12 protein-coding genes are annotated in these 14,345 nt (G+C 70.6%); 4 read left to right on the top strand and 8 right to left on the bottom strand.

What is annotated here, in order from left to right; genetic code table 11:
• Positions 1-2: 2 nt before the first annotated feature.
• A complete protein-coding gene (rnd, locus tag E0493_RS02970) occupies positions 3-1,187 on the bottom strand; it encodes a ribonuclease D (protein WP_160935426.1) in 1,185 nt (394 codons plus the stop codon).
• 146 nt (positions 1,188-1,333) lie between these two features.
• Here rnd and aspS point away from each other — a divergent pair, with 146 nt between their 5' ends.
• Positions 1,334-3,136 carry an aspartate--tRNA ligase gene (gene aspS, locus E0493_RS02965; protein ID WP_160935425.1) on the top strand — a complete coding sequence of 601 codons (1,803 nt, stop codon included), beginning with the start codon at positions 1,334-1,336 and terminating at the stop codon, positions 3,134-3,136.
• 114 nt (positions 3,137-3,250) lie between these two features.
• Positions 3,251-4,111: a cell envelope integrity EipB family protein gene (locus tag E0493_RS02960; protein WP_160935424.1), complete on the top strand. Its 861-nt coding sequence runs from the start codon at positions 3,251-3,253 to the stop codon at positions 4,109-4,111.
• 12 nt (positions 4,112-4,123) lie between these two features.
• On the opposite strand, the gene E0493_RS02955 is transcribed toward E0493_RS02960, so the two are convergent.
• The 5 genes from E0493_RS02955 to E0493_RS02935 all read right to left on the bottom strand — a co-directional run bounded on the left by E0493_RS02955 (position 4,124) and on the right by E0493_RS02935 (position 9,752).
• Positions 4,124-6,115: a methyl-accepting chemotaxis protein gene (locus tag E0493_RS02955; protein WP_160935423.1), complete on the bottom strand. Its 1,992-nt coding sequence runs from the start codon at positions 6,113-6,115 to the stop codon at positions 4,124-4,126.
• Positions 6,116-6,218: 103 nt separating this feature from the next.
• Positions 6,219-7,496: a TRAP transporter large permease gene (locus E0493_RS02950; protein WP_160935422.1), complete on the bottom strand. Its 1,278-nt coding sequence runs from the start codon at positions 7,494-7,496 to the stop codon at positions 6,219-6,221.
• Positions 7,493-8,071, bottom strand: a complete 579-nt coding sequence (locus E0493_RS02945) for a TRAP transporter small permease (protein ID WP_160935421.1) — start codon at positions 8,069-8,071, stop codon at positions 7,493-7,495. Before E0493_RS02945 ends, E0493_RS02950 begins: the two co-directional genes overlap by 4 nt.
• Before the next feature lie 86 nt (positions 8,072-8,157).
• A complete protein-coding gene (locus tag E0493_RS02940; protein ID WP_160935420.1) occupies positions 8,158-9,171 on the bottom strand; it encodes an asparaginase in 1,014 nt (337 codons plus the stop codon).
• A gap of 257 nt (positions 9,172-9,428) precedes the next feature.
• Entirely contained in the window at positions 9,429-9,752 is a 324-nt protein-coding gene (locus E0493_RS02935) for a hypothetical protein (protein WP_160935419.1), read from the bottom strand.
• Between the two features lie 127 nt (positions 9,753-9,879).
• Here E0493_RS02935 and E0493_RS02930 point away from each other — a divergent pair, with 127 nt between their 5' ends.
• A complete protein-coding gene (locus E0493_RS02930; protein ID WP_160935418.1) occupies positions 9,880-10,779 on the top strand; it encodes a LysR family transcriptional regulator in 900 nt (299 codons plus the stop codon).
• Between the two features lie 49 nt (positions 10,780-10,828).
• Here the strand turns inward: E0493_RS02930 and E0493_RS02925 are convergent, their stop codons facing one another.
• Together E0493_RS02925 and E0493_RS02920 are read right to left on the bottom strand one after the other, a co-directional pair.
• Positions 10,829-11,317: a hypothetical protein gene (locus tag E0493_RS02925; RefSeq protein ID WP_160935417.1), complete on the bottom strand. Its 489-nt coding sequence runs from the start codon at positions 11,315-11,317 to the stop codon at positions 10,829-10,831.
• Positions 11,318-11,495: 178 nt separating this feature from the next.
• The gene (locus E0493_RS02920; RefSeq protein ID WP_160935416.1) at positions 11,496-12,902 is read right to left on the bottom strand and encodes an MATE family efflux transporter; all 1,407 of its coding nucleotides are present in this window, start codon (positions 12,900-12,902) and stop codon (positions 11,496-11,498) included.
• Positions 12,903-13,050: 148 nt separating this feature from the next.
• Here E0493_RS02920 and E0493_RS02915 point away from each other — a divergent pair, with 148 nt between their 5' ends.
• The gene (locus E0493_RS02915; protein ID WP_160935415.1) at positions 13,051-14,262 is read left to right on the top strand and encodes an MFS transporter; all 1,212 of its coding nucleotides are present in this window, start codon (positions 13,051-13,053) and stop codon (positions 14,260-14,262) included.
• Positions 14,263-14,345 lie beyond the last annotated feature (83 nt).

Below are 14,345 nucleotides of genomic sequence, written 5' to 3'. Positions count from 1 at the left end.
GCTCAGCCCTCGATCAGCTTCACCCGCCGGCCCTCGACGCCGAGCGCCAGCCGGCCACCCTTCAGCGCCAGCGCCGCCTGGCCGAAGACCTGACGCCGCCAGCCATGCAGCGCCGGCACCTGCGGCTCGGATTCGGCGGCCAGGCGCTCCAGCTCGTCGGCGCTGGCGATCAGGCGCGGAGCGACATGGTGCTCCTCCGCCTTGGCCGCCAGCAGTACCTTCAGCAGCGCGATCAGCGCCGGCGAGGCGGGCGGGCCCTGGCGGTTGTCGCGCGCCGGCTCGGGCAGGGCGCTGTCCGGCAACTCGCGCGCGGCGGCGAGCGCGGCGAGCAGGCCGGCGCCGCTCTTGCCCTCGGCGAAGCCCTTGCTGATGCCGCGCGCCCGGCCCAGCTCGGCCGGGGTGGCCGGGTTGGTGGCGGCGATCTCCAGCAGCGTCTCGTCCCGCACCAGCCTCTGGCGCGGGATGTTGACGCGTTGCGCCTCGCGTTCCCGCCAGGCGGCGGCGGCGCGCACGGCGGCCAGGAAGCGGCGGTTGCCGGAACGGGGCTTGAGGCGCTCCCAGGCGGTTTCCGGGTCCTGCCGGTAGGTGGCGGGGTCGGTCAGCTCGGCCATCTCCTCGGCGACCCAGGAAAGGCGGCTCTCCTGCGTCAGCCGGTCCACCAGGGCGGTGTAGACGCGGCGGAGATGGGTCACGTCGGCCGCGGCATAGGCGATCTGCGCCGCCGAGAGGGGGCGGGCCGCCCAGTCGCTGAAGCGGTGGGCCTTGTCGATCTGTGCCCCGGCCAGGGCGCGCACCAGGCTGTCATAGCTGGCCTGGTCGCCGAAGCCGGCCACCATGGCGGCCACCTGGGTGTCGAACAGCGGGCGGGGCGGGGCGCCGAAGCGCAGGATGCAGATTTCCACATCCTGCCGCGCCGCGTGGAAGACCTTCGTGACCTTGGGGTCCGCGAAGAGTTCGCCGAGCGGGGAAAGGTCCAGCCCCTCGGCCATGGCGTCGATGACCGCGACGTCCTGCTCGCCCGCGAGCTGCACGACGCAGAGCTCCGGCCAGTAGGTGCGCTCCCGCATGAACTCGGTATCGACCGTGACGAAGGGCTCCGCGCGCAGGCGCGCGCAGAGGGCGGCAAGCTCATCGGAGCGGGTGATCAGGACGGGTTCGGCGTCCTGGGCCTGGGGGCGTCGGCTCATGGCCGCAAGGTTCTAGCGAAGCGCGGCCCATGCGCAAAGTCCGCCCGATTCGGAGGCGCGATCATGGTCTCCCTTGACATGGGGCCTCTCGGCGCCCCTTCTGCGGCCCGTTTTCAGCATTGAGAAGCCCCGGGGTACTCCGACCGATGCACGCCTACCGCACTCACACCTGCGGCGCGCTGCGCGCCAGCGACGCGGGGCAGACCGCCCGCCTTTCCGGCTGGGTGCACCGCAAGCGCGACCATGGCGGGCTGCTGTTCATCGACCTTCGCGACCATTACGGCATCACCCAGTGCGTCTTTCCCGCCGGCTCGGAGGTCTTCCAGGCCGCCGAGGCGGTGCGGCCGGAGAGCGTGATCACCGTCACCGGCGAGGTGGTGCTGCGCGAGGCCGGCACGGTGAACGACAAGCTGCCGACCGGCGCCATCGAGTTGCGGGTGAAGGCGCTGGAGGTGCAGTCCTCGGCCGAGGTGTTGCCGATCCAGGTGGCGGGCGACCAGGAGTTCCCGGAGGACCTGCGGCTGCGCTACCGCTTCCTGGACCTCCGGCGCGAGAAGCAGCACCGCAACATGATGCTGCGCGCGGGCGTGATCGCCTCGATCCGCCGGCGCATGATCGAGCAGGGGTTCACCGAGTTCCAGACGCCGATCCTGACGGCCTCCTCGCCCGAGGGCGCGCGCGACTTCCTGGTGCCCAGCCGCAACCATCCCGGCACATTCTACGCGCTGCCGCAGGCGCCGCAGCAGTTCAAGCAGCTGGCGATGGTGGCGGGCTTCGACCGCTACTTCCAAATCGCCCCCTGCTTTCGCGACGAGGCGAGCCGCGCTGACCGCTCTCCCGGCGAGTTCTACCAGCTCGACTTCGAGATGAGCTTTGTCACCCAGGAGGACGTCTTCGCCGCCCTGGAGCCGGTGATGCAGGGCATCTTCGAGGAGTTCGGCCAGGGCCGGAAGGTGACGCAGGCGCCGTTCCCGCGCATCCCCTATGACGCCGCCATGCTCCATTACGGCAGCGACAAGCCGGACCTGCGCAATCCGCTCAGGATCACCGACGTCACCGAGCAGTTCCGCGACTCCGGCTTCGGGCTCTTCGCCCGCGTCGCCGCGGCGGGCGGCATGGTGCGCGCCATCCCGGCGCCGGGGGCGGCAGGCAACCCGCGCGGCTTCTTCGACAAGCTGAACGAATGGGCCCGCGCCGAGGGCGCCAGGGGCCTCGGCTACATCCAGTTCGCCGCCGAGGGGCCGAAGGGGCCGATCGCCAAGAATTTGGAGGCCGACCGGGTGGAGGCGATTCGTGCCGCCTGCGGCCTGAACCCGGGCGATGCGGTGTTCTTCGCCGCCGGCAACCGCGAGGAGACGCCGAAATTCGCCGGCAAGGTGCGGACGAAGCTCGGCGAGGAATTGGGCCTGATCGCGCAGGACGAGTTCCGCTTCTGCTGGATCGTCGACTTCCCGATGTATGAGCGCAACGAGGAGACGGGGCAGATCGATTTCAGCCACAACCCCTTCTCGATGCCGCAGGGGGGGCTGGAGGCGCTCAACAGCGTCGATCCGCTGGAGATCAAGGCGTTCCAGTACGACATCGTCTGCAACGGCATCGAGCTCTCCTCCGGGGCTATCCGCAACCACCGGCCCGACATCATGGTCCGCGCCTTCGAGATCGCCGGCTACTCGGCCGAGACGGTGGAGGAGCGGTTCGGCGGCATGCTGAACGCCTTCCGCTACGGCGCCCCGCCGCATGGCGGCTCCGCCCCGGGCATCGACCGCATGGTGATGCTGCTGGCCGACGAGCCGAACATCCGTGAGGTGATTCTCTTCCCGCTGAACCAGCAGGGCGAGGATCTGATGATGGGCGCGCCTGCACCCGTGGAGCCGGCGCGGCTCAAGGAACTCTCGATCCGGCTCGATCTGCCGCCGGCGAAGGGTGCCAGCGGGCCGAAGGCGTCCTAACTTCAGGGCGCGGGATGGTGCCTGGCGGGCGGCCCGCCCGGCATGCCCCCGCTCCCTGGGAGCCGCCGGACCCCGAGCCCCCGGCTGAGCCGGGCCGAGAAAAAGGATTACGCGATGCGCCTGCGCGACACCCTGGCCGGTTCCACCCTGCTGCCTGCCGCGGCGCTGATGCTGGGTCTGGCCCTGCCGGCGGACGCCGCCCCGGCACCAGGCTCCACCCCGGCGGCCGCGGCGCAGGCGGCGCCGCTCGTGATGGCCGCGCATCGCGCCGCCTACCGGCTGGAGCTCGACCGTGTTCGCCAGGGCGGCGACGTGGTGCAGGCGGACGGCGCCATGCTGTTCGAGGTGCTGGACGCCTGCGACGGCTGGACCACCCGCCAGCGGCTGAAGCTGAACGTGGTGGACCGCAGCGGCTCGGTGGTCGAGACCTCCTCCGACTACTCGACCTGGGAAAGCAAGGACGGCAAGCGGCTGCGCTTCACCCTGACGCAGATGGCGCAGGGCGCGGTGACGCAGCGCATCGCGGGCGAGGCCGAGGTGGAGGGGGAAAAGGGCGGCACGGTGCGCTACGAGGCGCCGGCGGCGCAGGAGGTGAAGCTGCCGCCCGGCACGCTGCTGCCGATGGCGCACACCATCCGCACCCTTGAACTGGCCCGCGCCGGCCAGCGCATGCTGCTGGTGCCGCTCTTCGACGGCACCAGCGAGGAGGGGGCGCAGGACACCACGACCATCCTCTCCTCCTGGCAGGCGCCGCGCGAGGATGTCCGCTATCCCCTGCTGAAGGGGCAGGGCAGCGCCCGCATGCGGATCGCCTTCTTCAGCAAGGAGGCAAGCGCCGGAGCCAACCTGCCGGAATACGAGGTCGGGCTGCGCTACTACGCCAATGGCGTGGCCGACAACATGAACATGGATTTCGGCGACTTTGCGATGAACGCGGTGATGCAGAAGCTGGAGGCGCTGCCCTCCGGCTGCTGAGGGCGAGGCTGATTAGGCGGCCTCCCGCAGCCGCCCCAGCAGACGGTTGAGGTTGTCGCGCAGGGTAACGCTCTGTCGCGCAACCTCGCCGGAGGCTCCGCGCACCGTCTCCACCGCGGCGGCCGCCTCCGTCGCTCCCCCGACCACGCCCTCGATCTCGCGCGCGGCGCCGCGGGTGTGGCTCGCTGCTGCGGCGGCGGCACGGGCGATCTCCTGCGTCGCGGCGCTCTGCTGCTCCACGGCCGCGGCGATTCCGGCGGCGATGTTGCTGTTCTGCTCGGCGGTGCCGCTGATGCCGTCCACCGCCTGAAGCGCCTGCCCGGCGGCTGCCTGGATGGCGCTGATCTGGCTGGCGATCTCCTCGGTGGCGCGGGCGGTCTGCGTCGCCAGCTGCTTCACCTCATGCGCGACGATGGCAAAGCCTTTGCCGCTCTCGCCGGCCCGCGCGGCCTCGATGGTGGCGTTCAATGCCAGCAGGTTGGTCCGGCTGGCGATGTCACGGATCAGGTCCACCACCGCGGCGATCTGCTGCGCACCATCAGCCAGGGTGCGCACCGTCTGGTCAGTCGTGCCAACCTGCTGCGCCGCTTGGCGCGCAGTGGCCGCGGCCTCGGTGACGCGCCGTGTGATCTCGTTCACCGAGGCGGCCATCTCCTCGGCAGCGGTGGCCACGGCCTGCACGTCTTCGCTCGCCCGGCCGGCTTCCGCCCGGGCGGAGCTTGCCATGCTGGCGGCGCTGTCCGCGGCGGCGCCGAGCTGACCGGAACTGCGGTCCAGCGCGGAGGCCGAGGTCCCGAGCTGTGCCGCCACCGCGCCCAGGGCTTCCTCCACCTGCTGCGCGAGGGCGAGTGTCGCCTCGCGCCGGCGGGCCGCCGCCGCCTGCGCGGCGGCGGTGGCTTCCTCCTCCAGCGCGCGAGCCCGCTGCGCCGCCGCGCTGAACGAATCCAGGCCCGCCAGCATGGCGCGGATTTCCGGCACCCGGCTCGGTTTCAGAGGCTGCGGCGCCAGGTCGCCGGAGGCCATGCGGTGCAGGGCGCGGGCGACGCCGGTGAGCGGCCTGGCCAGGCGTGCCGCCGCCAGCCAGGCCACCGGCCCAGCCAACAACAGCACGGCGCCGCCAACCAACAGAATGACCACCAACCCGCGCGTGCCTACCTCCTGCCAGGAGGCGAGGGGCAGCAAGGTGACGATAAGTCCCTGTGTCGCACCATCGGCGCCATGGATCGCCACCGGCACGGCGCGGAAGTCCTGGTTGCCCAGGCGCAGCAGACGTGGCTGCGCCGAGGCAGCGGCCTGCTGCCATTCGGCGGGAAGGGCGGTGCTCTCAACGGATGGCAGCGTGCTGGCGGCCATCCGGCCAGCGCCGAACAACAGGATCTCCGTGCGGGCGCGCCGGGCCAGCATGGCGGCGGTTTCCGCGTTGAAGGCACCGCCCACTTTCAGGGTGCCTAGCACAGGGCCGTCCGGCTGGACGCGCAGCGGCGCCACGGCGCCGACGGCCAGATGGCCGCTGCTCGGCGAGACCACGGCGCCATGGGCCAGCGTCCCCCGCAGCGCCTCCGCCACGTCGGGCACACGGGACTTGTCGTCGCCCGCCACGGCAGGGTTATGGCCGCGGATCAGGATCCGGCCGCGGGCGTCGGAGATTTCCAGCAGCGCCACCGTGGGGTCGGCGGTCCGCAGCACGGCCAGCGCCTCCACCGCCAACGGCCGCAGGGCGTCGGTCGTCGCGGGGCCGCCCTTCACGATCGTTGCCACCAGATCCGGCCGCAAGGAGAGGGCCGCGGCATAGCCGGCCATCCGGGTCTCCATCGCTTCCACGGCGAGCCGCGCCTGTTCGGCCGCCTGCTCGGCCGCCTGCTGCTCCAGGGGCGCGCGCCCGGTCCGGCCGGCCCAGTCTGCGCCGAAGGCCGTAAGGCCGACGCCGGCGATCAGCGGCAGCACCGCCAGCAGCAGCAACCGGCCGACGAGGCCGAGGGATTTCGACGTAGCGGGAGCGGGCATGGCAATTCACCAGCAGCGGAGAGCCATACCTTCCACAGAAGGAGGTTAAAACTCCGCCAAAGGCCGTGTGCGCGCCCGGGAAGGGGCGCACACGTCCCGTGCTTCAGCGGTACATCAGCGTGGGCAGCCACATCGAGAGCGGCTCCCAGAAGGTGACCAGCGCCAGGCAGAAGAACAGCGGGATCAGGAAGGGCGCGGTGGCCTTTGTCGTCTCCTCGAAGGTCATGCCGGAGACGCGGGCCAGGATGAACAGCACCATGCCCACTGGCGGCGTCAGCAGCCCGATCATCAGGTTCAGCACCATGATGATGCCGAAATGCACGGGGTCCACGCCGATCTTGGCCATCAGCGGCAGCAGCACGGGCACCAGGATGGTGATGGCGGCCACCGTTTCCAGGAAGCAGCCGACCAGCAGCAGGAACAGGTTGACCAGCAGCAGCACCGCCCAGCGCTCGCTGGTGATGGAAAGCACGAAGTCGGCCACGCCATCGGTGATGCGCGTCGTCGTCACCAGCCAGCCGAAGATGCTGGCGCCGGCCACGATCAGCAGCACCACGGCGGTGGTCTCGATGGTCTCCATGCTGACCCGCAGGAAGCCGCGCCAGCTCAGGCTGCGATAGACCACGGCGCCGAGGAACAGCGCGTAGAAGGTGGCGGCAATGGCGGCCTCGGTGGGCGTGAAGGCCCCGGTGGTCATGCCGCCGACCATCAGCACCGGCGTCAGCAGCGGCAGGAAGGCACGGCGGAAGGCGTGCCCGAGCCGCGGCAGGGAGAAGGCGGCGTCACGCGGGAAGCGCTTGCGGCGCGCCTCGACCGCCACCCAGACCATCAGCACGGCGGCCATGAACAGGCCGGGGATCAGCCCGGCGGCGAAGAGCTGTCCGACCGAGGCATTGGCCATGACGCCGAAGATCACCATCGGCAGGCTGGGCGGAATGATCGGCCCGATGGTGGAGGAGGCGGCGGTGATGCCGACCGAGAAGGGCAGCGGGTACTTGTGGTCCCGCATCGCCTTGATCTCGATGCTGCCGATGCCGCCCGCATCGGCGACCGCGGTGCCGGACATGCCGGCGAAGATGATGCTGGCCACCACGTTCACATGGCCGAGGCCGCCGCGCGCCCAGCCGACCAGCGCCACCGCGAAGCTGAAGATCCGCTCGGTGATGCCGGCCGAGTTCATCAGGCTGCCGGCCATGATGAAGAAGGGAATGGCGAGCAGCGGGAAGCTCTCGATGCCGCTGGCCATGCGGTGCAGCACGACCAGCGGCGGCAGGCCGCCATCCACCCAGACATAGATCAGCGAGGCGCCGCCAAGCGCCACCGCCACCGGGATGCCGATCAGCAGCAGGCCGCAGAAGCCGAGGAAGAGAAGCGCCGTCACAGCTGCACGCCTCCGATGGAGGGGTCGGTCGCCGTCGCGGACTCGCCCGCGCGGAAACGGCGGACGGCGTGCTGCAGGCTGCGAAGCGTGGTCAGCACCAGCCCGGCCAGAATGCCCCAGTAAATGACGGAGATCGGCCAGTCGATGGCGATCATCGGCTGGAACCGCATGGCCTCGGCCACCTGCAGGCAGAGCAGGACGCTGATGGCGAAAAAGGCGGCGGTCAGCAGCGCCACCCCCAGCCGGGCGAAGCGGCGGGCGCCGGCGGGCAGGATGTTCAGCAGGAACTCCACCGCGATATGCGAGCCGCGCCGCGCCGCCAGGGCGCTGCCCCAGAAGGCGAGCACCATCAGCATGTAGCTGGCGATCTCCTCCGTCCAGGCGATGCTGTCGTTCAGCACGTAGCGCGTGAAGAACTGCAGGAACACGATGCCGGACATGGCCCAGAACAGCACAAAGATCAGCCAGTCCTCCGGCGCCATCGGAAAGGGCGGGTCTGGCTGGGCGGCCTCCTCGGCGGCGAGGTCGGCGAACAGCCGCTCGGCATCCCGTCCTGGCGGTGCGGATTCTTGCACGTCGGTCTCCCCATACTCGTTGCCGGCACGGTATCCTGTCGGCGGCGAAGCGGGGAAGGGGCGTTGTACGATAAGCCGACCATATCTCAGTAGGTGGCGAAGATCCGCTCCACCTCGGCGGGATCATCCGTCACCGTGAGCGCGAGGGCGAGCAGAACGCGTGCCTTCTGCGGCGTCAGGTTGTCGGCAGCCAGGATGCCGCGGGCCCGCATCTTCTGGGTCCGTACCACCCGACCGCTGCCGACGCGGCTGGACTGCACCACCACCACGCCCTGTTCCACCGCCTCCGCCAGCGCATCCGCCTCGGCGGGCGTGGGGCTGCCGGGCGCGAATCCGGCGCTGATGATGCCGCGCGCCCCGGCGGCGACAAAGGCGTGGATCGCCGTCGCGTCGGCATCGGCGTGGGAATAGGCGATGTCCACGCGGGGCAGGGCGGCCAGCTTGCGGATGTCGAACTCGGTATCCGGCGCCACACGGCGCAGCGGGCGGCGGTAGAAGGCGACGCGGTCGCCATCGGCATGGCCGAGCGCCCCGAAATCCGGGGTGCGGAAGGTCTGCAGCCGCCAGGTGGAGGTCTTCGAGACCTCGCGCGCGGCATGGATCTCGTCATTCAGCAGCACCAGCACGCCAAGGCCGCGCGCCTCCGCACTGGCCGCCACGCGCACGGCGTTCACGAGGTTCATGCCCATGTCGCTGGAAAGCGCCGAGGCCGGGCGCTGCGCGCCGACCATCACCACGGGCACCGCGACCTTCAGGCCGAGGGAAAGGGCGTAGGCGGTCTCCTCCATGCTGGAGGTGCCATGCCCGATCACGATTCCGGCGAGGTCCGGGATCTCGGCCACCGCGCGGTCGCATTCACGGGCCAGTGCCTGCCAGTCGCGGAAGCCGATGCGGGAGGAGATGACGGCGCTGTAGGGGCGGGGAAGGACTTCGGCCACCTGCGCCAGCTCGGGAACGCGCGCCACGATGGTGGGCGCATCCATCACCTTTCCCTGTGCGCCGTAGTCCTGGATGTCGAGCCCGTCGCGGCCAAGCGAGGCCATGGTGCCGCCGGTGCCGATGAAGGCGACGCGGGGCTTGGGGGCGGTGGGGTCGGGCATGCTTCAGCGTCCTGCAGAGGGCGGAAGCCCAAGCTGTAGGACTGGCGCCGGCGAATGGCCAGCAGGGGCGCCCGCCTCAGCGCGAGGCGGGGTCGGGTGCCGGCCAGGGCGGTGCGCGGCCAAGCCAGGCCTGCATCGCCTGGAGCCAGAGATTTCCGGATGGAGCGGGCATGACGCGCCTCCTTCAGGCGATGGAGCGCCGGGCCGCCGACGGGTGGCCCGGGAAGCCCTGTCGTCCTGGTGCCGCCACGGCGTGGTCAGCGCCGGTTGTCCGCCATGGTGAGCGGTGCGGCCGGAGCGGGAAGGTAGACCACCGCGCCCTCCTGTCCGCCGGTGAACACCGGCAGGCCGCTTGCCTTCTGGCCCAGGGCGGGATCGGCATAGACGATGCGGCTGTTCCGGCCCTGGTCCACCACCTTGGCGAAGCCGCCGCCAAGAATGTTGCCGGTATGCTCCGCGGCATAGCTTACGGCGAAGTTCTCGCCGGTGCCGGTCACGGTGAGGGCGTCCTGCGCCTGCGCGAGAGTGCCGCTCATGCCCAGCAGGGCGGCCGCGGCGAACAGGGTGCGGGAAGCGGTCATGGCACGAACTCCTTTGTTGCGGGGTTGGAGGCGGGAGGTTCAATCCGCCGGTGACGGCGTTATGCGCCGCCCGATTCATCGCCGGAACTGCTGAAAATATGCGCATTATCAGCAGGGGAACTGATAGATGCTCGACCCAATGACGCTGGACCAGCTCCGCATCCTGGTCGCCGTGGCGGAGACAGGCAGCTTCTCCGCGGCTGCCCGCAAGTTGCAGCGCGTGCAGTCGGCCATCAGCCAGTCCGTTGCCGCGCTCGAGGTGACACTGCAGATCACCCTGTTCGACCGCACGCAGAAGCGGCCGCGCCCCACGGAGGCGGGGAAGGCCGTCATCGCGGACGCGCGCCGCCTGATCGAGGAGGCGCGCGTGCTGCGGGCAAGGGCGCAGAGCATGGCGGGGGGGCTGGAAGCGGAGCTGACCGTCGCGGTTGACCAGTTCTTCCCGGCCGATATCGGCATGCGGGTCCTGAAGGCGCTCGGCGAGCGCTACCCCTTGCTGCCGGTGAGCTGGCTGACCGAGTCGGTCGGCGCGCCGCTGCGCCACCTGCGCGACGGGAGCGCGCAACTCGCGATCTATCCCATCGAGATCATCGGCGCCTCGGACCTGGAAACGGAGTTCCTCACCTCCGTTCCCATGATCCCGGTGGCGGCGGCGGCGCATCCGCTGGCCCGGCAGCAGGGACCTCTCAACCGGGAAAGGCTGCGCGAGCACGTGCAACTGGTGCTGACGGATGCCTCCGCGCCCGGAACCTGGTCGCGCGGCATCATCGGCCACCGCATCTGGCGCTTCGCCGACGCCTATACGCGGATGAACTTCCTGCTCGGCGGCTTCGGCTGGTGCAACATGCCCGCCCATATGGTCGAGGCGCACCTGGCCAGCGGGGCCTTGCAGCGCCTGGAGCTGAAGGGGCAGGCACCTTTCAGCATCGCGCTGCATGTGGTGAGCCGTCGCGGCCACGCGCCGGGAACGGCCGGGCGTTGGATGATCGAGCAGCTCAGAAGGGAACTTGGCAGCACGGGCGGATGAAGAGGCGCTTGCCGCCCCATCATCCCGCGGGCGCCGCCGACCGCCGGCTTCAGTGCACCAGCGCGGCTTCCGGCGCGGCGGCCTGCCTGTTGCGAACGGCCGCCCAGGCTGCGACCGGGGCATTCGTGGCAGGCACGAGCTTCGCCAGCGTATTGAGCAGCTGTTCCCGCGCGCGTTGCGCACCGCGGCTCAGGCGCCCGGTGCCGCCCTCCGGCGTCAGCTCGACCTCGTGGCCTTTCAGCACCGCCTGGACCAGGCGGGCGATCTCGCCGCCCGCCAGGGAAAGGCGAAGGGCTTCGAAGTCGGCGCCGCGCGGGATCAGGCAGCGGATCACCAGACCCTGGCAGACAAGCGAAGGAACATCCCCTGTCTCGTCGAGCGCCGATTCGACCTCGACCGTCACGCCGTGGAGCGCGCCGATCTTCAGGTAGGCGACGCCTTCCATCCGGCGCACGTCGGTGAGATCGGGCGTCTCGTCCAGCATCGCTTGGTTGATGCCCCAGAGAGCATCGGTGAAGTCGGCAAGCTTCGGAGCCATTTTGGCGTCTCACCTTCACTCACGTTTTCGTGAATTAAGCTTATAGGGGAAGCCGCAGCTGAAATACACGGGAAAAACATGAAAGGATCGAAATAAATTATGAAGATGGTTTATGCTGCAGATATTAAACCTCTGGTTGATAAATCGGCGAACCATCCTTCCGCCGCACGGCTTAGTCTTAGTTTGGGCTGACCTGCGCTTCGCGAAGGGCAATGGCGTTCGGGTTGGCCAGTGCCGCCCACCGCAGCGTCATCAGCACGGCAACGCTGCCGAGCCCGCATGCCAGCCCAATCCAGATGCCACGCGGACCCAGCCCGGCCTCGAAGCCAAGACCGAGGCCGATGGGAAGACCAAGCCCCCAATAGCCGAGGGCGGCGAAGAGCATGGGCAGGCGCGTGTCTCTCAGGCCGCGCAGGGCGCCCGCCGCCACCGCCTGAACCCCGTCCGCCAGCTGGAACAGGCCTGCGACCATGAGCAGGGTGCCCGCCAGCTCGCGCGTCGCGACCAGTTCCGGCGCCAGGAACAGCGCGGCGATGGATTCGGGCGCCGCAAGCAGCAAGGTGGCGGTCACGGCCATGCAGCCCGCACTGAGGCCAATGGCCGTCCAGCCTGCCCGGCGAACCGCCTCGCCGTCGGCCGCGCCCGCCGCCAGCCCGACGCGCGCGGTGGCTGCCTGGCCGATGCCCATCGGCACCATGAAGCAGGCGCCTGCTACCTGCAGCGCCACGGCATGCGCCGCCACGGCGCTGGAGCCGAACCAGCCCATCACCAGCGCCGTGGCGCTGAAGATGCCGATCTCCAGCAGCATGCTGCCGGCGATGGGCAGGCCCAGCACGATGATCTCGCGCATCCGCTGCGGATCCGTACGCCAGAAGCGGCCGGCGAGACGGAAGCGGCGCAGGCGGTGGTCGAGTCGGACCCACAGCGCCAGGGCAAGGAACATGCCGAGATTGGACAGGGCGCTGGCCATCCCGGCCCCCAGCGTGCCAAGCGAAGGAAAGCCAAGGCCGCCGGCGACCAGCGCGTAGTCCAGCGCCGCGTTCAGCCCGATGCCGCCGGCCGCCACCCAGAGCGCTGGCGCCGGCCGCTCCAGCGCGGCAAGGAAGCCGCGCAGCAGCAGGAAGCCGTAGAAGGGCAGCATTCCCCAGAGCAGGGCGCGATTGTACAGCTCCGCCGCCGCGGCCAGCTCCGGCTCCTGCCCGGTGGCGCGCAGGATCGGCCCGGTGTGCCAGAGCGCCAGCGCGAGCACGGCGAAGGTGGGCAGCATCGCCCAGCTCGCCTGCCGCACGGTGCGGCGCATCTCGCGCACATGGCCGGCCACCCGGCCACGCTCCTGCGCCAGCATGGCGGAGGCGGCGAAGCCGAGGCCGAAAGGCAGCGCCATGGCGATGAAGTAGAGGTTGCCCCCCAGCGTCGCCGCGGCCAGCGGCACCTCGCCGAGCTGGCCGAGAAAGAAAGTGTCGGTCAGCACCAGCGCGATCTGCGAGAGGTTAGTCAGCGCCAGGGGCCAGGCCAGCGCCAGGGTTGCGCGCAGCTCCCGCCCCCAGCCTTGGCGCGGGGAGTTCTTCTTTCGGTCCGTGTGCATGGCAGGAAGGCGTTTAGCGCGGGCCGCCCGCCACGTCGCGCGACGTTCCTGTGTCCGGCGCGGGCGTGCCCGCTGCCATGCGCGGCGATCGGAGGACAGCGGCAGCCGGCACCCGCATGATGCGCCGCAACACCGACCGGAGGTCCGCATGAATGCGTCCGCCACTCTTGCGCCGGAGGCCGCCGCCGAGGCCGCCCTGCCATCCTGGCTGACCCTGCTGCTGGCGGGGGCCTGCGGCCTGATCGTGGCCAACATCTACTACGCCCAGCCGCTGATCGGGCCGATCAGCGCCGAGCTTGGGCTTTCCCCGGCTGCGGCAGGGCTGATCGTGACGATGACGCAGATCGGCTACGGCGCCGGGCTGCTGCTGGTCGTGCCGCTCGGCGACCTGGTTGAGAACCGGCGGCTGGTCCTGGCGGTGATGGGCCTGGCCGTGCTGGGCGTGGTTGTGGCGGCGGCGGCGGGCGCGGCGCCTGCCTTCCTGCTGGCCTCCCTGGTGATCGGCTTCGGCTCGGTCGCGGTGCAGATCCTGGTGCCCTATGCGGCGCACCTGGCGCCGGAGCGGATGCGCGGGCAGGTCGTCGGCAACGTGATGAGCGGGCTGATGCTGGGCATCATGCTGGCGCGCCCCCTGGCCAGCTTCGTCACCGCGCTGTGGTCCTGGCACGCGATGTTCTGGATCTCGGCTCTTGCCATGCTGGCGCTTGGTATGGTGCTTCGGCTGGCGCTGCCGCCCCGCCGTCCGAACCCGGCCCTGGGCTACGCGGCGCTGCTGCGTTCCATGGGAAGGCTGGCGCGCGGCAATCTCGTGCTGCGGCGGCGGGCGCTCTACCAGGCCGGGCTGTTCGGTGCCTTCAGCCTGTTCTGGACCGCCACCCCGCTGCTGCTGACCGGCCCGCAGTTCGGACTGACACAGCGCGGCGTCGCGCTGTTCGCCCTGGCCGGGGTGGCAGGCGCCATCGCGGCGCCGATCGCCGGGCGGGTGGCGGATCGCGGCTGGACCCGCCCGGCAACCGGCTTGGCGATGCTGGCGGTGGCCTCCTCCTTCCTGATGACGCGTGTTGCCGAGCCGGGCTCCCCCCTGGCGCTCGGCCTGCTGGTCGCGGCGGCGGTGCTGCTCGATTTCGGCGTCTCGGCCAATGTGGTGCTGGGCCAGCGGGCCATTTTCTCGCTGGGCGCCGAGTTCCGCAGCCGGCTGAACGGGCTCTACATGGCCACCTTCTTCACCGGCGGCGCGCTGGGCTCGGCGCTCGGCGGCTGGAGCTATGCCACGGGTGGCTGGCCGCTCACGGCCTGGGTCGGGCTCGCGTTGCCGGTCCTTGCGCTGCTCTACTACGCGACGGAACGGCGCAGCGGCTGAACCGCTCGCCAGAACTTGCCCCTTCTCCAGTTGCGGCGGGAGAGGAAAATCCCCACATTGCCAGCATCGACTGTTTTGGTTCG

The organism is Teichococcus coralli (genome assembly GCF_009829925.1).
GTDB lineage: Bacteria > Pseudomonadota > Alphaproteobacteria > Acetobacterales > Acetobacteraceae > Pseudoroseomonas > Pseudoroseomonas coralli.
This window is presented reverse-complemented; position numbering and strand designations above follow the sequence as displayed.